The organism is Noviherbaspirillum sp., from assembly GCF_036563305.1.
GTDB lineage: Bacteria > Pseudomonadota > Gammaproteobacteria > Burkholderiales > Burkholderiaceae_D > Noviherbaspirillum.
Map to the genome: position 1 here is coordinate 343,013 of NZ_DATCMQ010000004.1, position 17,032 is coordinate 360,044.

The 17,032-nt window shown below is 67.4% G+C and carries 13 protein-coding genes; 6 read left to right on the plus strand and 7 right to left on the minus strand.

The genetic code is table 11. The features are described 5' to 3' along the window. Nucleotides 1–13: 13 nt before the first annotated feature. From VIM12_RS02540 to VIM12_RS02550, 3 genes are all read right to left on the minus strand, one after another. Nucleotides 14–1,024, minus strand: coding sequence for a hypothetical protein (locus VIM12_RS02540; RefSeq protein WP_331940035.1), 1,011 nt, complete (start codon nucleotides 1,022–1,024; stop codon nucleotides 14–16). A gap of 126 nt (nucleotides 1,025–1,150) precedes the next feature. Beyond that, complete coding sequence (locus VIM12_RS02545; RefSeq protein WP_331940036.1) at nucleotides 1,151–2,098, minus strand: pyridoxamine 5'-phosphate oxidase family protein; 948 nt, start codon at nucleotides 2,096–2,098, stop codon at nucleotides 1,151–1,153. A 17-nt stretch (nucleotides 2,099–2,115) separates the two neighbouring features. Next, a complete protein-coding gene (locus VIM12_RS02550; protein ID WP_331940037.1) occupies nucleotides 2,116–2,748 on the minus strand; it encodes a glutathione S-transferase in 633 nt (210 codons plus the stop codon). 113 nt (nucleotides 2,749–2,861) lie between these two features. Here VIM12_RS02550 and VIM12_RS02555 point away from each other — a divergent pair, with 113 nt between their 5' ends. Next, nucleotides 2,862–3,764, plus strand: coding sequence for a LysR family transcriptional regulator (locus VIM12_RS02555; RefSeq protein ID WP_331940038.1), 903 nt, complete (start codon nucleotides 2,862–2,864; stop codon nucleotides 3,762–3,764). A 50-nt stretch (nucleotides 3,765–3,814) separates the two neighbouring features. Here the strand turns inward: VIM12_RS02555 and VIM12_RS02560 are convergent, their stop codons facing one another. From VIM12_RS02560 to VIM12_RS02570, 3 genes are all read right to left on the minus strand, one after another. Continuing rightward, nucleotides 3,815–5,752: a TRAP transporter large permease gene (locus tag VIM12_RS02560; protein ID WP_331940039.1), complete on the minus strand. Its 1,938-nt coding sequence runs from the start codon at nucleotides 5,750–5,752 to the stop codon at nucleotides 3,815–3,817. Beyond that, nucleotides 5,749–6,372, minus strand: coding sequence for a TRAP transporter small permease subunit (locus VIM12_RS02565; RefSeq protein WP_331940040.1), 624 nt, complete (start codon nucleotides 6,370–6,372; stop codon nucleotides 5,749–5,751). The genes VIM12_RS02560 and VIM12_RS02565 overlap by 4 nt, the downstream gene beginning before the upstream one ends. A gap of 113 nt (nucleotides 6,373–6,485) precedes the next feature. Further along, nucleotides 6,486–7,625, minus strand: coding sequence for a TRAP transporter substrate-binding protein (locus VIM12_RS02570; protein ID WP_331940041.1), 1,140 nt, complete (start codon nucleotides 7,623–7,625; stop codon nucleotides 6,486–6,488). 487 nt (nucleotides 7,626–8,112) lie between these two features. On the opposite strand from VIM12_RS02570, the gene VIM12_RS02575 reads away from it, so the two are divergent. Together VIM12_RS02575 and VIM12_RS02580 are read left to right on the plus strand one after the other, a co-directional pair. Next, nucleotides 8,113–10,191: a DUF1631 family protein gene (locus tag VIM12_RS02575; RefSeq protein WP_331940042.1), complete on the plus strand. Its 2,079-nt coding sequence runs from the start codon at nucleotides 8,113–8,115 to the stop codon at nucleotides 10,189–10,191. Nucleotides 10,192–10,282: 91 nt separating this feature from the next. After that, nucleotides 10,283–10,849: an NnrU family protein gene (locus tag VIM12_RS02580; protein WP_331940043.1), complete on the plus strand. Its 567-nt coding sequence runs from the start codon at nucleotides 10,283–10,285 to the stop codon at nucleotides 10,847–10,849. Here the strand turns inward: VIM12_RS02580 and VIM12_RS02585 are convergent. Further along, nucleotides 10,846–12,975 carry a putative bifunctional diguanylate cyclase/phosphodiesterase gene (locus VIM12_RS02585; RefSeq protein ID WP_331940044.1) on the minus strand — a complete coding sequence of 710 codons (2,130 nt, stop codon included), beginning with the start codon at nucleotides 12,973–12,975 and terminating at the stop codon, nucleotides 10,846–10,848. The genes VIM12_RS02580 and VIM12_RS02585 overlap by 4 nt on opposite strands. A 220-nt stretch (nucleotides 12,976–13,195) precedes the next feature. Here VIM12_RS02585 and VIM12_RS02590 point away from each other — a divergent pair, with 220 nt between their 5' ends. From VIM12_RS02590 to VIM12_RS02600, 3 genes are all read left to right on the plus strand, one after another. Further along, a complete protein-coding gene (locus VIM12_RS02590) occupies nucleotides 13,196–13,957 on the plus strand; it encodes a transporter substrate-binding domain-containing protein (RefSeq protein WP_331940045.1) in 762 nt (253 codons plus the stop codon). A gap of 68 nt (nucleotides 13,958–14,025) precedes the next feature. Next, on the plus strand, nucleotides 14,026–14,379 hold the full coding sequence (locus tag VIM12_RS02595) for a hypothetical protein (protein WP_331940046.1): 354 nt from the start codon (nucleotides 14,026–14,028) through the stop codon (nucleotides 14,377–14,379). Between the two features lie 25 nt (nucleotides 14,380–14,404). Beyond that, nucleotides 14,405–17,032: a PAS domain S-box protein gene (locus tag VIM12_RS02600; protein WP_331940047.1), complete on the plus strand. Its 2,628-nt coding sequence runs from the start codon at nucleotides 14,405–14,407 to the stop codon at nucleotides 17,030–17,032.

The window sequence follows — 17,032 nt, forward strand, 5'->3', positions numbered from 1 at the left end:
ACCGGCGCCGCGCTCAGGCTGGCCAGCGTGGCGCCGAACCGGCAGCGAAGTCGGTCATGTGGTCGTGCACCTTGCTCACATAGGTCGGATCGCCGCCGCCGACGCCGTTGACGTGGGGGTTGCCCGGGACGACGGCGCCGGGACCGCCGACGTAGGCGCGCAGCGCATAGTCCCAGGCGTCGCCCTCGGACGTGACGAAATCCTTCCGGCTGTAGATGTCATGGAAGTCCTTCATGTGCGTGCCGGCGATGACGAATGCATCTTCGACGTTTCTCGGATCGAGGCCCGCCAGCTCCGGATGGGGCGGCAGGTCGACGGTCTGGTCGCCCTGCCCCATCCTGCCGCCATTCACCACGATCTGCAGCGTGTTGGGATTGACCTGCAGGATGCCCGAGTCGCTCATGCCGTTGCCAGGATTGATCGTCGAGGTCTCGACCACGCTGTCCAGTACCTCGCCGGCGGCGACGTCGCCGGGCTTGCCGAATTTCGCCGTCAACTCCGGCTTGCCATAGAGCCCCGCCTTGGTTTCCTGCCATGCCTGTCCGGCAAGCAGGATGGCGGGGGTGCCGGTCTTCTCGGCCGCGGATTCAATGACCTGGCGCAGGGTCTTGCCCGTCCCTTCGACCTGCAGGTCGAATACCGCCGGCATGTTCTCCGGCAACTTCGTCCGGTATTTCTCGATCAGTTCCGACGGGTTGCCACCGCCGGTCGGCGGCGGCGTTCCATCTACGTCGGGCGTTGTACCGCCCGTACCACCGGTACCGCCGGCGCCACCCGTGCCCTTCTGCTCTCCGGGAGGCGTGCCATCCAGGTCCGGCGACAATTGCGGTGGGTCGTCGCCGCTTCCGCCGGTGCCTGCACCGTCGATCTCGGTCGTCATGTCGGGCGTGCTGTCCTTGATCGCGGCCGGATGGGACTCGTGCATGTCGATGACACGCTGCGCCATGTCCCTGGTTGCCGCGTCCTGGGCGTTATCGCGCACCTGCTTCCAGTGCCCGATGATTTGTGTGAGTGTCGTACTCATGATGGCTCCCGCTCCAGTCAGCCGGCTGACAGCGTGGCGCCCCGGCCGGCGCGCCTTGCCCTATAAGTGGGCGTGCGCGAGCCGCGGTTCCATCCGCGCAACGAGGCCGGCGACATGCGACGGGCACTACCAGGTGCCGGTTCCCTCCAGGTGCGGCGACGGCTCGCACAACTGCCAGCGCAAGGGCAGCGCGCTGCGTCGCCACAGGTAGCGTTGCGCACGGAAACGCAGCAGCCGTTGCGCCTTTGGCAACCGCGCGACCTGCTCCCCGTCCCACACGATGTCCGCTTTGCCGGTGAGCTGCAGCAGGTCGCCGCGGGCGAAATCGATGAACAGCAGGCCGGCCCGCGGATCGTCGAGCAGGTTGCCTATCGTGTTGAAGAAGTTGTTGCCCTGGAAGTCGGGCCAGACCAGGCTGCCGTCGGCGGCGACATCGACGAAACCGGGCCGTCCGCCCCGATGCGATACGTCGGCGCCGTGCGCCCCGCCGGCAGCCGATGCGGTGGCGATGAAGAAGGTATCGCTGGCACGCACCAGCGCCAGTGCGTCCGGGGGCAGCGCGCCGCTGCCCGACATTGCTGGCGGCGGCGGTGCGGCGGGCGGCAGCGGCAATCGCCTGACCGCTTCCCGCGTCTGGATGTACTTCGGGCAGTTGCCGAAGCTCTGCTGCACGGCCAGCGTGAATCCGTCACGGTCGCATGCCGTCACCACACCGTTTGCGCGGTTCCGGCGGCGCGTCTCGAACTGCAGCCCGAGCGCACCGAGGCGCCGGCCGACCAGCAGCACCGGCGCCAGCGGGTCCTCGGGCGGGAGGCCGGCGGCGACGTGCAGCGTGACCGGGTCGGGCGAACGGATGAAGCCCGGTTCGCCCCAGAGGATCGATGCCCATACCTGCTCTTCGGCGTCCCGGCCGCCGAGCAGCAGCGTCGGCAGCAGCGGGAAGAATTCCCGGTGCTGGTCGGGCATGAAGTCCCGCACCAGCGTGGCACCGATCTTCGCCATCTTGTCGCGCACTCCGGCAATTTCCTGCGCGCGCATCTCGCCGCCGTGGAAGGCGCCCGCGGGATGGTTCATCTGCGTCTCCCGCTTGCTCAGGTGGTGGCCGGCTGCGGCGCCGGCAGCGCGATCATCGGCAGGAAGCCGGGCAGCGCCTCGATACGCGCCAGCCAGGCCGCGATGGCGGGCCACGGTTCCAGCGGAATGCCGCCCTCGGGTGCGCGCTTGATGTAGCTGTAGCCGGCGATGTCGGCGATGGTCGGATGGGTGGCGGCGAGGAACGGGCGCTGCCGCAGCTCGCCCTCCATCACGGCGAACAGGCGCTTGGCGCGCGCGGCGGCGGCCTCGACGTCGACCGGTAGGCCGAGGCGGCCGAGCCGCGCCATCGCCGGGCCGAACGCGATGTCGCCGGCGGCGACCGACAGCCACCGCTGCACCCGGGCGGCCCCAAGCGGGTCGCGCGGCAGCCACTGCGCGTCGCCGTACTTCTGCGCGAGATAGACGAGGATGGCGTTCGAATCGGCGACGACGGTGCCGCCGTCGTCAATCACCGGCACCTGGCCGAATGGATTGAGCCTGAGGAAATCCGCCGTCTTCTGTTCGCCGGCGCGCAGGTCGACGTCGACCGGCGCATAGGCCAGCCCGAGCAGCGACAGGCACAGTTCGGCGCGATGGGCATGGCCAGAGATGAGACTGCGGTAGAGCTTGATCGGTGCGGACGGTTGCATGCGTTTTCTCCTGGTTGTGGAGCAGGCATTGTGCGATCGCCGCGACAGGAGATAAATGGCAATAAACAAAACAGATTGCTGCATAATCCGGATTAATCGATCCGAAGGAAAGTATGGACAAGCTGCGCGGCATCCAGACATTCATCACCATCGCCGAACGCGGCAGCCTCACTGCGGCCGCGGTGGTGCTGGATACCTCGCTGCCCACCGTGGTGCGCCGGCTTGCCGAGCTGGAGAGCGGGCTCGGTGTGCGCCTGTTCAACCGGACGACGCGACGCATCAGCCTGACCGACGAAGGACGGCGCTACCTCGCGATCTGCAAGGCGGCCATCGGCCAGCTGGAGGACGCCGAGGAGGCGCTGTTCGAAAGCAAGGCGACGCCCGCCGGCAAGCTGGTGCTGACCGCCCCGACGCTGTTCGGCCGCCTGCATGTGGCACCGCTGGTGACCGAGTTCCTGCGCCTGCATCCGCAGGTATCGGCAGAGCTGCTGCTGCTCGACCGCAGTATCGACCTGGTCGAAGAGGGCGTGGATCTGGCGGTTCGCGTCGGCCCGCTGGCCGATTCCACGCTGCACGCGGTGCCGGCGGGCCTGCTGCAACGCGTGCTGTGCGCCAGCCCCGACTACCTGAAGCGGCACGGCACGCCGCGCCGGCCGGATCAGCTTGAGGACCATGCGGGCATCCGCTTCACCGGCCGCAGCGTGCTCAGCGAATGGCAGTTCCGCGATGGCGGACGGCTGGTGACCGTGCGCTTCACGCCGCGCGTGCTGACCAATTCCGTGGATGCGGCAATCAATGCCTGCCGCGACGGACTGGGCATTGGCGCCTTCCTGTCGTACATGGTGCAGGCGCCGGTGCGCGCCGGCGAGCTCAAGCCCATCCTGCGCAAGTTCGAGACAGAACCCTTGCCCATCACGCTGCTGTACCCGCACGGGCGGATGCTGGCGGCGCGGGTGCGTGCCTTCATCGACTTCGCGGCGCCACGGCTGCGGGCGCAGGATTTCAGACGCTTTTGACAAAAAAAACCGCGGGCACCAGGCCCGCGGTCCGGTCGGCGCTGCCGCCGTCAGTTGTACAGTACCCCCGGCAGCCACATCCCGATGGCCGGGAACATGTACAGCAGGATCAGTGCGACCACCTGGATACCCATGAACGGCAGCATGCCCATGAAGATCTGGTTCAGCGTCACATGCGGCGGCGAAACGCCCTTCAGGTAGAACGCCGACATGGCGACCGGCGGCGACAGGAAGGCGGTCTGCAGGTTGATCGCCACCAGCAGGCCGAAGAACAGCGGATCCACATTGAAGTGGGCCAGCAGCGGAATGAAGATCGGCATGAAGATCACAATGATCTCGGTCCACTCCAGCGGCCAGCCGAGCAGGAAGATGATCGCCTGCGCCAGGATCATGAACTGCAGCGGCGTCAGGTCCATCCCGATCACCCAGTTGTTGATGATCTCCTGGCCGCCGAGCAGCGCGAACGCCGCCGAGAAGATGCTCGAGCCGACGAACAGCCAGCACACCATCGCGCTGGTCTTCGCGGTCAGGAACACCGACTCCTTCAGCACCGACATGTTGAGCCGGCGGTAGGCGGCCGCCAGCAGCAGGCCGCCCATCGATCCCATCGCCGCCGCTTCCGTCGGGGTGGCGAGGCCGAACACGATGGCGCCCAGCACCGCGAGGATCAGGATCGCGAGCGGGAAGAACGAGCCCAGCAGCATCTTGAATATCTCGAAGCGGGCATAGCTGAGCATGGCGTAGAACACCAGCAGCGCGGCCAGCAGGATGCCGAAGGTGATCCAGTAGGCGTTCGGTGCGCTCCTGGCTTTCGGGCCGGCGTCAGTCTGCGCTTGCGCCTCCGGCGTCGCCTTTGCTGCCGGCGCGGAGGGCGTCGCTTCCTGTGCGCCCAGCGGTTGCGGGGTCTCCTCGGCTGGCGGCTCGGCCAGCCCGCCCGCGCCCAGCTCCTGCGGTTCCTCGAGTCCGCCTTCCGGCGCGGAGTAGGAATTCAGGCTCTCCGCGCCCATCTCGATCAGCTCCTGTTCATAGGTCTCGACCGGCGCCGTCACCGTGCGATAGGCGTAGCCCATGATCAGCGCAAACACGATCGCCGGCAGCATGGCGATGAAGGATTGCATCAGCAGCGTGCGCGCCGGCACGCCCGCGTTGCGCTTGCCCTTCAGTGCACCGATGAAGCCGCCGAGCGCATTCCGGCTGCCGGTATCCGCCAGCGCCCGGGAATAAGCGGGCAGGGGCACGGTCCGTTGTTCCGGGGGCAGCGGCGGCGCCCAGCTCGGCTTGAGCTTCGCGATGATGATCACGTAGGCGACATACAGGAGGGCGAGCATGATGCCGGGGAAGAAGGCCCCCGCATACAGCTTGACCACCGACACGCCGGCGGTGGCGCCATACACGATCAGCAGCACCGACGGCGGGATCAGGATGCCAAGGCAGCCGCCTGCGGTGATCGCCCCTGCTGCAAGCTTGGTGTTGTAGCCCGCCTTGAGCATCGCCGGCATCGCCAGCAGGCCCATCAGCGTGACCACGGCGCCGACGATGCCGGTCGCGGTGGCGAAGATCGCGCAAGTGATGATGGTGGCGACGGCCAGCGAGCCGGGCACGCGCGCCATCGACAGGTGCAGGCTCTTGAACAGCCGGTCGATCAGGTTGGCGCGCTCGACCAGGTAGCCCATGAAGACGAACAGCGGCACCGAGATCAGCACGTCGTTGGCCATCACCGCGTAGGCGCGCTGCACCATCAGGTCCAGCGTCTGCTCGACCGCAATGTCGGGATTGACGCTGCGGTAGGCGAACCAGGTGAACAGCACGCCCATGCCCATCAGCGTGAACGCGGTGGGGAACCCGAGCATGATCGCGATCACGATCAGTGCCAGCATGAGCAGGCCGAGATGACCGTTGGTCATCTCGGCGGGCGCCGGCATCAGCACAAACAGGCCGACCACCACCATGGCCATGATGGACAGACCAAACCAGACTTCCTTCCTCATTGCTGACTCCCGTTCCTGACGACATAGGCATCGGCTTTCGCGATGTCCGCATCCGTCACATTGACCATTTCCTTGAGCTTGTCGACATCGACCTCCTCCACGTCTTCCTCGCGCGGGGGCCAGGCGCCGTCACGCAGGCAGAGCACGCAGCGGATGATCTCGACCACGCCCTGCAGCAGCAGGAAGAAACCGGCGATCGGGATCGCGGTCTTGAACGGATACAGCGGCGGGCCGTTGGCGGTGATGTTGGAGGTTTCGTTGATGGCCCAGGATTCTTCGGCGTAGGTATAGCCCGCCCACACCAGGGCGACGACGCCGGGGATGAAGAACAGGAAGTACAGCAGCAGGTCCAGGGCGGCCTGCAGGCGCGGCGGGAAGAATCCGTACAGGACATCACCGCGCACGTGGCCGTCCTTGGCCAGCGTATAGGCGCCGGCCATCATGAACGAGATGCCATACATCATGATCATCAGGTCGAAGGCCCATTCGCCGGGCTTGTTCAGCACATAGCGGGAAAATACTTCCCATGAGATTTGCAGGGTGAGGGCCAGGATAAGCCACGAGAACAAATGGCCGATCCAGGTGCTCAGCCTGTCCACCGAATACAAAAGCTTCTGCATTGCAAATACTCCAGAGTGACGCGGATGAAACCATTCCCGGGTCGACGGGAACGCGTAAAAAAACACCATCCGGGGTGCGGATGGTGTTTTTCAGTACGGGCAGTAACTCCGCTTCAGCTCTTCTTGGCGGCGGGCTTGCCACCGAAGTAGTGGTTGTATGCCATGCGGCGCGGGTTGTTGGTGTCCATGTCCCACTTCACCGCGCGCGCCGCGAAGTCGCGCATCGATTTCTCGACTTCACGGAACAGCGGGTTGCCTTCGCCCTTGGCCGCAACCACCTCGTCCCACACCTTGATCTGCTCCTGCAGGAAGCTGTCCGGCGTCTTGTAGAACTTCACGCCGTCCTTGGTCTGCAGCTCGATGTAGTCCTTGGAATAACGGTCCACCGCCTTCCACGACATGTCGGCGGAAGAGGCTTCCACGGCGTTGTCGATGATGGCCTTGAGCTTGGCCGGCAGCGCGTTGTACTTGGTCTTGTTGAAGGTGATTTCGAACTGCTCGGAGCTCTGGTGGAAGCTCTGCAGCATGCAGACCTTGGAGACGTCGGGGAAGCCCAGCACGCGGTCGGACGAGGCGTTGTTGAACTCGGCGCCGTCCAGCAGGCCGCGGTCCAGAGCCGGCACGATCTCGCCGCCCGGCAGTGCGTTCACTGCCGCGCCCATCTTGGTGAACAGGTCGATGGCGAGACCGTTGGTGCGGTATTTCAGGCCCTTGAAGTCCTCACGCTTGGTGACCGGGCGCTTGAACCAGCCCAGCGGCTGGGTCGGCATCGGGCCGGTCAGGAACGACACGACGTTGGCGCCGATCGAGTCGTACAGCTTGGCCAGCAGCTCCTTGCCGCCGCCGTACTTGTGCCATGCCAGCACCTGGTTGGCATCCATGCCGTACGCCGGGCCCGAGGTCCACAGCGCGATCGCTGCCTGCTTGCCATAGTTGTAGCCCATCACGCCGTGGCCGCCGTCGAGCGTGCCCTTGGAGACCGCGTCGAGCAGGCCGAATGCCGGCACCACCGCGCCGGCCGGCAGCACTTCGATCTTCAAGTCGCCGCCGGTCATGTCGTTGACCTTCTTGGCGAAGTCCTGTGCGTATTCGTGGAAGATGTCCTTGGACGGCCAGGTGCTCTGGAAGCGGAAAGAGGTCTGCGTCTGCGCGGTCGCTACCGCCGGAAAGGCGAGGGCGGTTGCCGTGCCGGCGGCTGCCTTGCCGAGGAAGCCGCGGCGCGCGGCGGTGGACTGCTTGGTCGTCTTCTTCATGGTGTCTCTCTCCGTGTAATGTTTTGGAATACCACGCTGTCTTGTCGTCCGGAAATCTTTTGCTGATGTTGGAATCGAACAAAGAGGGCGAACCGGCGTACGATTGCCGCTTAGGCGGCGTGAGTCAAGCCGCACTGCAACATGAAGCGACCGTTTTTGCGCGGCGAGGCGCGGTAAGGTCGGCCCCCGACGTAAGCAAGCTGTAAGCTTCCCCGGTTCGGATGGACATCCGGCGGCGGGCACGCGTCTTTCCTGCTGCGCCGCGCAACGCCGTTTCGCCCTTTGTCCTCGGCACCTGCGATGCGGTCGCCATGCGATCCGCTGAAGGGGACAACCGGGCATTTGTAGAATTGACAAGCTTGATGCATCTCAATGTAACGCATCCTTTACAAATTTGATCTTGCTGTACGGCAATATTTTGTTACCATGAAATGATTCCGCTGCTACGGCCGGCCCCACAATCGCCGCCATTACCGAAACGCAGATCATGACTTCCCCTCTCACTGCCGCCATGGATGACGGACGCGACGTGCTGAACGACCTGATCGAGGTCGCGACGCAGGCCGCCAATCCGCAAATCGAAGGCCTGACCGGCCGCCTCGCCGATGCAATGCGCACAGCGGCGACGCACGCGCAGGGCGCGGACGCCGGGCTATACCTGAAGTCGGCGGAACTGCTGAAGAAAAACCGCTACCCGTTCTACTACGTGGTGGCATCGCGCCTTGCCGCCGCATTGGAGGCGGAAGTCGCGGCGCGTCCGGCTGAAGACAGCCTGCCGGCGCTGCCGCCGGACGTCGAGATCGACAAGAAGCTGTGCCTGGCCAAGGCCAGCCAGGCGGTGGAGCGGGAACATGCAGAGCGCCTGGGTGCGCTCAACCTGCGCCTCGGCGTGCTGCTGGGCGAGGAAGGCTTTCCCACCGTCCGCAACCCGTTCCGGCCCCAGGTCTTCCTGACGGTGCTGCACGACGCCTGGCGCGAGTTCCAGCCCGACGCGGCCGCGCATCATCTTCTGTTCCCCCTGCTGGGACCGCGGCTCTGCCTGGACATGGCGCCCATCCTGCACGCGCTCAACACGGCACTGGCCAAGCGCGGCGTCCCGCTGCATGCGCCGGCGGCACCGGTGGCGGTACCTGTCCCTGCGCCGGCAGCGTCCATGGCGAGCGCCGCGGTGGACAACGACCCGGTGCTGCAGCAGCTGCGCCGCCTGTTCCCCCAGCCGGAGGAGCCGAAGGGCGACCGTCCGCTGTCCGGCGACTTCCCCTCCCTGTTCCAGGACGACGTGCTGCAGCAGGCGCGCGCCAGGCATGACTTGCTCCAGCTCCTGTCCCGCATGCAGGACCGGCTGGCCTCACTGCTGCCGGCCGACATCCGGCGCGCGGTGCCGGAGGCCGACCTGGCGCCGGCCGACGATGCCGCCATCGGACTGGTTGCCCGCATCTTCGCCATCATCCGCAGCAACCCCCACCTGCCCGAAGCGCTGAAGGATCCGATCCTGTCGCTGCACCTGCCGGTGCTGAAGGCGGTGCTGGGCGATCACGCCTTCTTTTTCAGCGAGAGCCACCCGGTGCGGCGTTCGATCGAACTGCTGGTGCGCCTGGCGCTCGGCTGGGACCGCCGCATGGGCGAGACCGATCCGCTCTATCCGCTGTTCATGCGCAGCGTGGCGCGCATCGTGGACGAGGCCGACCGCCACGTCGGCGTGTTCGCCGAGGTCAACGCCGAACTGGATGCCTACAACAAGCGCGAGCAGACTGCGACCGAGCAGGCACTGGCGACGCCGATCGCACGCGCTCTCAAGCAGGAAAGAAAGCTGCAGGCGCAACGCGCGGCCCGGCACGAAGTCGCGCTGCGCATCGGCACCGGCGAAGTCGCCGCCTTTGTCGAGACCTTTCTCGAGGACAAATGGGTGTCGGTACTGACGCTGGCCTACGTGGCGCGCGACGAGAAGCCGCATGCGGTCGACAGCGCACTGCGCACGATGGACGAGCTGGTGTGGAGCGTCAAACCGAAGATCACCGCGGAGGAACGCAAGGAACTGCTGTCCCGGCTGCCGCCGATGATCGCCATGCTCAACAAGTGGCTGGACATGATCAAGTGGACGGACGAGGGCAGGGTGCAGTTCTTCACCGAGCTGGCACGCTGCCATGCCTCGCTGGTGCGGGCGCCGCTCGAGGTGTCGCCCCAGCGCCAGGTCGAGCTTGCGATCGCTGCCGCCCAGCAGGCGGCGGAGCGGCGCGAACTGCGGCGCGCCTCGCAGCAGCCGGTGCCGGAGCCGGATGCCTGCGACGAGACCGTCGCCCGGCTGCAGAGCGGCGCCTGGCTGTGCTTCCGTGAAGAAGGCCGCGACATGGTCCGGCTGAAGCTGGCCTGGGTCAGCCCGATGCGCAACCTGTTCCTGTTTTCCACCCGGGACCGCAAGGAAGCGAAGTCCCTGGAGGCGGAACAGCTGGCGCAGGCGCTGCGCGAACAGCGCGCCCAGGTGGTGCCGGCGGCCGGACTGGTCGGGCATGCGATCGCCGACGCGCTCGGCGGCAGCGCCAACGAGGGCGGGCTCGCCGCGGCCTGACCCGCACCAGGCTCCGCCGGCGGTGCCGGGCCGGCTGCATTTCGTGATGTAATGCCGGCATGCGGCGGTGCCGCGTCCTGAAAGGCTGCGCATGACCATCCTGATCCTCGGCCTGCTGCTGTTCCTCGGCATCCACCTGGTGCCTGCGGTGCCCGCCCTGCGTGCCCGGATTGCCGGCACGCTCGGCGAGAAGCGTTACAAGGGCGTGTTCTCGCTGGTTTCCGCCCTCGGGCTCGCGCTGATCGTGGTCGGCTATGCCCGCGCGCCGGCCGATCCGCGGCTGTTCGCTCCCTTCCCCCTCGCCGTGCAGCTGGCGCCGGCCGCCATGCTGGTCAGCTTCGTGCTGTTCGCCTCCGCCAACATGCGCACCCACATCCGCCGGCTGGTCCGGCATCCGATGCTGCTCGGCCTGGGCATCTGGTCGCTGGTGCACCTGCTGGCCAATGGCGAGCTGCGGGCGACGGTGCTGTTCGGCGCCTTCCTCGGCTTTGCCGCGATCGACCTCGCCTCCGCCGCCGGCCGCCACGCGGTGAAATCGTTCCGGCCGAGCGCCGCGCAAGATGCCGGGGCGGTGTTCGGCGGCGTCGGGCTGGCGCTGCTGGTGATGGCCTTCCATCGGCCCATCTTCGGCGCGGCGGCCGTGCCCTGGGGCGTCTAGGGCGGCAGGACGGCGGGCGCCGGTGGCAGGCAGGCCAGTGCGAAAGCATCGGCGGCCAGCGGCCTGCCAAAATGGAATCCCTGCACGTCGTCGCAGCCGTTGTCGAACAGGAAGCGATGCTGGTCCTCGTTCTCGACGCCCTCGGCCACCACGTTCAGGTTGAGGATGTGGGCGAGCGAGATGATGGCCTTGACGATGGCGGCGTCGTCCTGGTCAACCGCGATGTCGCTGACGAAGGAACGGTCGATCTTCAGGGTATCGACCGGGAAGCGCTTCAGGTAGTTGAGACTGGAATAGCCGGTGCCGAAGTCGTCGATCGATACCCTTACGCCGAGCGCCTTGAGCCGTCGCAGCGTTTCCAGCGACTGGTCGACGTCGCGCATGACCACGCTCTCGGTGATCTCCAGCTCCAGGAAGTGCGGCGCCAGGCCGGTGCAGTCCAGCACGCCGCGCACCACCTCGACGATGTCGCCCCGCGTCAGCTGCCGCGGCGACAGGTTGACCGAAATCGGGATGGTCGGACGGCCTTCTCGCTGCCAGGCCACATTTTGTGCGCAGGCGCTGCGCAGGACCCACTCGCCGATGTCGACGATGAGGCCGCTTTCCTCGGCCAGCGGAACGAACTGGGCGGGCGACACCAGGCCGCGCTGCGGACTGTGCCAGCGCAGCAGGGCCTCGGCGCCGACCACCGCGCCGCTGGCGAGGTGCACCTTCGGCTGGTAGTGCAGCACGAACTCGTCGTTGGCCAGCGCCTGGCGCAAGCTGTTGAGCGTCTCCAGCCGCTCGGTGGCATGCAGGTTCATCTCGGCCGAGAAATACTCGAAGCTGTTGCGGCCGAGCTCCTTGGCCTTGTACATCGCCGAATCGGCATGGCGCAGCAAGGTCTCCGCGTCGTCGCCGTCGCCGGGGAACACGCTGATACCGACGCTGCAGGTGACTTGCAGCCGGATGCCGTTGACCAGCCACGGCTCGGCCACGGTGGCGATGATGCGGCGAACGGTGCCGGTCACCGATTCCGCCCCCTTCTGCTGGCGCAGCACCAGCACGAATTCATCGCCGCCCTGGCGGGCAATCGTGTCGGACGCGCGCATGCAGGACTTGAGACGGCCGGTGACGACCTTGAGCAGCTCGTCGCCGACCTGGTGGCCGAGGCTGTCGTTGATGAACTTGAACTGGTCGAGATCGATGAAGGCGACGGCGGCCGTCTCGCCGCCGCGCCGCGCACTTTCGATGGCCTGCTGCAGGCGGTCGTAGAGCAGGTTGCGGTTGGGCAGGCCGGTCAGCGCGTCGTGCGTGGCCTGGTAGCGGATGCGGGCCTCGTACATCTTGCGCTCGGTGATCTCGACCACCGTGCCCTCGTAGAACTGGACCCTGCCGCTTGCGTCGCGCACGGCGCGGGCGTTTTCCGAGATCCAGATGATGTTGCCGTTGCGCTGCCGAACCTGCGATTCGAAATTGATCACCTGGCCGTGCTCGCCCATCTGCCGCAGGAACTCGCTGCGCCGGTCGGGCTCGGCATAGAGCGCGCGGTCGAGGTCGCGCAGGTTCGCCACCATCTCCTCCGGCGAGGCGTAGCCGTACATGCGGGCCAGCGCCGGGTTGACCGCGAGGTAGCCCATGTCGGGAGTGGACTGGAAGATGCCTTCGACCGCATTCTCGAAAATGCTGCGGTAGCGGCGCTCGGCCTCGTGCAGCGCCTGCTCGGCCTGCTTGCGCTGGGTGACGTCCTGCACGAAGCCCTCCAGCGCGACATAACGGCCTAGGGCATCGCGCACGCCGACGCCGTGTTCCTCGACCCAGCGCAACGCGCCGTCGCTGCGCACGATACGGTACTCGAGGCAAAAGCGCCGGCCGGCCTCGAGCGAGGCGAAGATCGCGTCGCGCACGCGCACGCGATCGTCGGGGTGCGTAATTTCTTCGTACGTCACGCGATCGCGGAGGAAGGCGTCCGCGTCGTAACCGGTCAGGGCCTTGCAGCCGCTCGTCACGAACTCCACGGTCCAGTGCGCGTCGATGCGCATGCGGTAAGCCATGCCCTCGAAGCTGTCGAGGACGGCGCCGAGCAGGCCGGCGTCGGGCGCCTGCACTTCCGGCAGCGCTGGCAGTCCGCAAGCAAGCTTTTCCATTGCGGGTCCTTGGGCAAGCCGGCGGTGCACTGCCGGCGGCGGTTGATCGGCATCCCACGCGCCCCGGGGGCGCAAGGAGATTTCTCCCAAGCAATTACAGTGCCAGTTCGTCCCGCCGCGCCTGCCCCGTCCTGGTGCGGATTTCCTGTGGGGACGCGCCCCAAGGGGCCAATGACGCCGGGAACTCGGCTACACTGCCCGCAATTTCCGGAGACAACCGATGCCTCGTCTACTGCTGAGCCTGCTCTGCCTCGTACTGCCCGCCGCCGCCCTGGCGGACGGAACGAAGACGATGCGGCTGGCGAGCCTGGAGTGGCTGCCCTACGCGGGGTCGCGGCTGGAGCGCGAAGGCTGGTCGTCATCGGTGGCGCAAGCCGCGGCAAGGCAGGCCGGCTGGAGCACCCAGATCGACTATTTCCCGTGGACCCGCGCCATGCAGCTCGGGCTCAAGGACCGCCGGTACGCCGGCTACTTTCCCGCCTACTACACCGAAGAACGCGCGCGGGAATGCCATTTCTCGCAGCCCATCGGCAGCAGCACCATCGGCCTGGCCTACCTGGCGGGCGCCCCCTTGCGCTGGAATGCGGTGAGCGACCTGTCGTCCCGCCGTATCGGCGTGGTGGCGGGCTTTTCCAACGGCGCCGCCTTCGATGCGCTGGCGCGCGAGGGCAAGCTGCAGCTCGACGCCTCGCCCAACGACATGCTGAACCTGCGCAAGCTGCTGGCGGGGCGGGTCGACGGCGTGGTGATCGACAAGCTGGTGCTGCGCTACCTGCTGCTGACCGAGCCCAGCGTGTCGGGCCGCGATGTCGTTTTCCACGACCGGGTCCTGGCGGAACTGCCGCTGCATGTCTGCTTCCAACGTACTGCCGCGGGACGCGCAATGCAGCAGGCCTTCGACGGCGCGCTGCTGACCATGCCGTTGCGCAGGATGGAATCGGCGTATTTCCAGCGGCTGGCGGGGCTGCCGGCACCGAAGTAGCTGTGCTTTTGCGAAAGAGGGGAAGCCGGTAGAATCGCCGGCAATCCCGATCCCAGCCTCCTGCCAACATGAACCGCCGCCTTCCCTGCGTCGCCCGGACGCCCGTGCAATTCGCCCGGCGCTCGGCACATCGGGCATGGGACCTGCAGCAGCGCGAGCGGGAACGCCTGTGGCGCGAGATGTCGCAGGTGCGCGGCCTGATGCAATTGCTGATGAAGCAGCGCAACGGCGACCGCTGGAGCGACGCAGACCGCCGCGAGATCCGACGTCACTTGCGTACGCTGGCGGCGCTCAGCCCCTACCTGGTGCTGTTCGTCTCCCCGGGCGGGTTCCTGGCGCTGCCGCTGCTGGCATGGTGGCTCGATCGCCGGCGTCGCCGGCGCGAGAACCGGTCGCAACCGCCGGTCGAACCGATCAACTGACGTGGCCGCCGACCAGGAAAACAGCATGCCGCCATCCTATGAACGCGCCGCCGCCGGCCGCTTCGAACGCATCGCCCGGACCGTCCGGCGGCTGTTCGACGCGCCCTTCGCCGGCGTCTGGCTGACGCGCGCGGGGCAGGAGCAAGGACAGTTCGCGGCCGCGAGCGGAGAGCCGCCCGGGCGCGGTGCGGCCCGGGACCGGCTCCTTGCGCTGGAGGCCATGTGCCGCCGCGTCGCAGCCGGCGCCGCGCCCTTGCGCGAGGACGCCGCGCCGGCCTTCGCCGGCTGGCCGCTGTGTAACGCGGACGGGGCCTGCGTGGGCGCGCTCGCGGTGGCCGGCTTCCAGCCGCACGAACCGACGGCTGAAGACGAGGCGGCCGCGCGCGACCTGGTGGAATGGGCGGAATCGGTGCTCGCGGGCGGCGCGCTGCGCCGGTCGCTCGACGCGGCGCGCGACGGCGAAGCCCGCCTGCATGCGGTGATCGACAACATCGCCGACGGCATCATCACGCTCGACCAATTCGGCAAGATCGTCAGCATCAACCGCGCCGCGGTCCGCATCTTCGGCTACCAGCCGCAGGAAGTCCTCGGCCAGAACGTCAAGGTGCTGATGCCCGTCGTCTACCACCAGGCACACGACGGCTACCTGCAGAATTTCCGCGACACCGGCAGGACCAGGGTGATCGGCGTGGACCGGGAGGTCACCGGGCGCCGCAAGGACGGCTCGCTGTTCTCGATGGAGCTCACCGTCAACGAGATGTGGCTCAACGGCGAGCGGGCGTTCGCCGGCATCATCCGCGACATCACCGAGCGGCGCGAGAACGAACGCAAGCTGCGCGAGAGCAACGCGCTGCTGCAGGCAATGATGAGCAGCACCTCCTCCTTCGTGTACGTGCGTGACCTGGAGGGGCGTTTCATGTATGTCAACCGCGAGTACGAACGCCTGTTCGACATCGCCCCGGGCGGCGCCGTCGGCAAGACCGTCGAACAGGTGCTGCCGCCGGCGCTGGCGCGCCATAATCGCGAGCGCGACCGGGCCCTGACGGAAAAGGATGCGCCGGCGCGCCTGGAAGACGAGCTGACGCTGCCGGACCCGCAGCGCACCTTCCTGGTGGTGCGCTCGCCGCTGTTCAACGAGCGCGGCGAGATGTACGGCACCTGCGGCGTGGGCACCGACATCTCGGAACGCAAGCGGGCCGAGGACGTCAAGAACGAGTTCATCTCCACCGTCTCGCACGAGCTGCGCACCCCGCTCACCTCGATCCGCGGTTCGCTCGGCCTGCTCAGCGGCGGCGTCGCGGGCGACGTGCCGGAGCGCGCCCGCAACCTGCTCGCCATCGCCAACAACAACTGCGAGCGGCTGGTGCGCCTGATCAACGACATTCTCGACATCGAGAAGATCGAGTCCGGCAACATGCGCTTCGAGCTGGTGCCGCAGCGGCTGCTGCCGCTGGTCGAGCAGGCCGTCGCCGCAACCCAGGGGTATGCCGCGCAGTACGAGGTGCGGGTCGCGTTGCGGGCCGACGCGCCGGAAGCCTATGTCGCGGCGGACGCGGACCGCATCGTGCAGGTGGTGGTCAACCTGCTCTCCAATGCGATCAAGTTCTCGCCGCAGGGCGGCAGCGTGGAGGTGGTGATGCAGCAGCGGCCCGGCGTCGCGCGGGTGGCGGTGCGGGACCGCGGGCAGGGCGTCGGTCGGGAATTCCGCACGCGCATCTTCCAGAAGTTCGCCCAGGCCGATTCCTCCGATACCCGGCAGAAGGGCGGCACCGGTCTTGGACTGAGCATCTCGCGCGCCATCGTCGAGCGCCACCACGGGCGGATCGACTTCGCGGATCCGCCGGACGGCGGCAGCGAGTTCTATTTCGAGCTGCCCCTGCTGACGGTCGCGGCGCAGCACGCGCCGCGCCAGGGGCGGGTGCTGGTCTGCGAAGACGATCCTGACGTCGCGCGGCTGCTGGCAATGATGCTCGCGCAGGCCGGGCTGTCGAGCGATACCGCCCATGATGCGAGCCAGGCGCGCCGGCTGCTGGTGGAGCATGCCTACGAGGCGATGACGCTCGACCTGTCGCTGCCACGCGAGGACGGCATGTCGCTGCTGCGCTGGATACGCAGTCAGGAACGGACGCGCACGCTGCCGGTGGTGGTGGTGTCGGCCCGCGCCGGCGAAGGGCGGCGCTCCCTGACCGGCGGTGCGGTCGGCATCGTCGACTGGCTTTCGAAACCGATCGACCAGGCGCGCCTGGTGGCGGTGCTGCAGCAGGCGCTGCGCGGCGGGCAGGGGGAGACGCCGCAGGTGCTGTACGTGGAGGACGATCCGGACCTGGTGAAGGTGATCGGCGAGATGCTGGCCCCCGTCGCCCGCCTGTGCCATGCCGGCACGCTGGCCGGGGCGCGCGAGCTGCTCGCGTCCACGCCGTTCAGCCTGATCCTGCTCGACCTGCGGCTGCCGGACGGCCACGGCTCGGCGCTGCTGGGGGCGCTGCCACCGCCGAACCTCGCCACACCGGTGGTCGTGTTCTCGTCGGATGAAGCCAGCAGCGCCACCGCCGCATCGGTTCACGCCGCGCTGGTGAAGTCGCGCACATCGAATGCACAACTGCTGGAAATCCTGCATGCGCTGATCGGCCATGCAGGCAAGGGGAAGGACTAG

Bases quoted from the DNA above. Each gene is read 5' to 3' on its own strand.
- VIM12_RS02540 (WP_331940035.1), bottom strand. From the start codon at position 1,024: ATGAGTACGACACTCACACAAATCATCGGGCACTGGAAGCAGGTGCGC.
- VIM12_RS02545 (WP_331940036.1), bottom strand. From the start codon at position 2,098: ATGAACCATCCCGCGGGCGCCTTCCACGGCGGCGAGATGCGCGCGCAG.
- VIM12_RS02550 (WP_331940037.1), bottom strand. From the start codon at position 2,748: ATGCAACCGTCCGCACCGATCAAGCTCTACCGCAGTCTCATCTCTGGC.
- VIM12_RS02555 (WP_331940038.1), top strand. From the start codon at position 2,862: ATGGACAAGCTGCGCGGCATCCAGACATTCATCACCATCGCCGAACGC.
- VIM12_RS02560 (WP_331940039.1), bottom strand. From the start codon at position 5,752: ATGAGGAAGGAAGTCTGGTTTGGTCTGTCCATCATGGCCATGGTGGTG.
- VIM12_RS02565 (WP_331940040.1), bottom strand. From the start codon at position 6,372: ATGCAGAAGCTTTTGTATTCGGTGGACAGGCTGAGCACCTGGATCGGC.
- VIM12_RS02570 (WP_331940041.1), bottom strand. From the start codon at position 7,625: ATGAAGAAGACGACCAAGCAGTCCACCGCCGCGCGCCGCGGCTTCCTC.
- VIM12_RS02575 (WP_331940042.1), top strand. From the start codon at position 8,113: ATGACTTCCCCTCTCACTGCCGCCATGGATGACGGACGCGACGTGCTG.
- VIM12_RS02580 (WP_331940043.1), top strand. From the start codon at position 10,283: ATGACCATCCTGATCCTCGGCCTGCTGCTGTTCCTCGGCATCCACCTG.
- VIM12_RS02585 (WP_331940044.1), bottom strand. From the start codon at position 12,975: ATGGAAAAGCTTGCTTGCGGACTGCCAGCGCTGCCGGAAGTGCAGGCG.
- VIM12_RS02590 (WP_331940045.1), top strand. From the start codon at position 13,196: ATGCCTCGTCTACTGCTGAGCCTGCTCTGCCTCGTACTGCCCGCCGCC.
- VIM12_RS02595 (WP_331940046.1), top strand. From the start codon at position 14,026: ATGAACCGCCGCCTTCCCTGCGTCGCCCGGACGCCCGTGCAATTCGCC.
- VIM12_RS02600 (WP_331940047.1), top strand. From the start codon at position 14,405: ATGCCGCCATCCTATGAACGCGCCGCCGCCGGCCGCTTCGAACGCATC.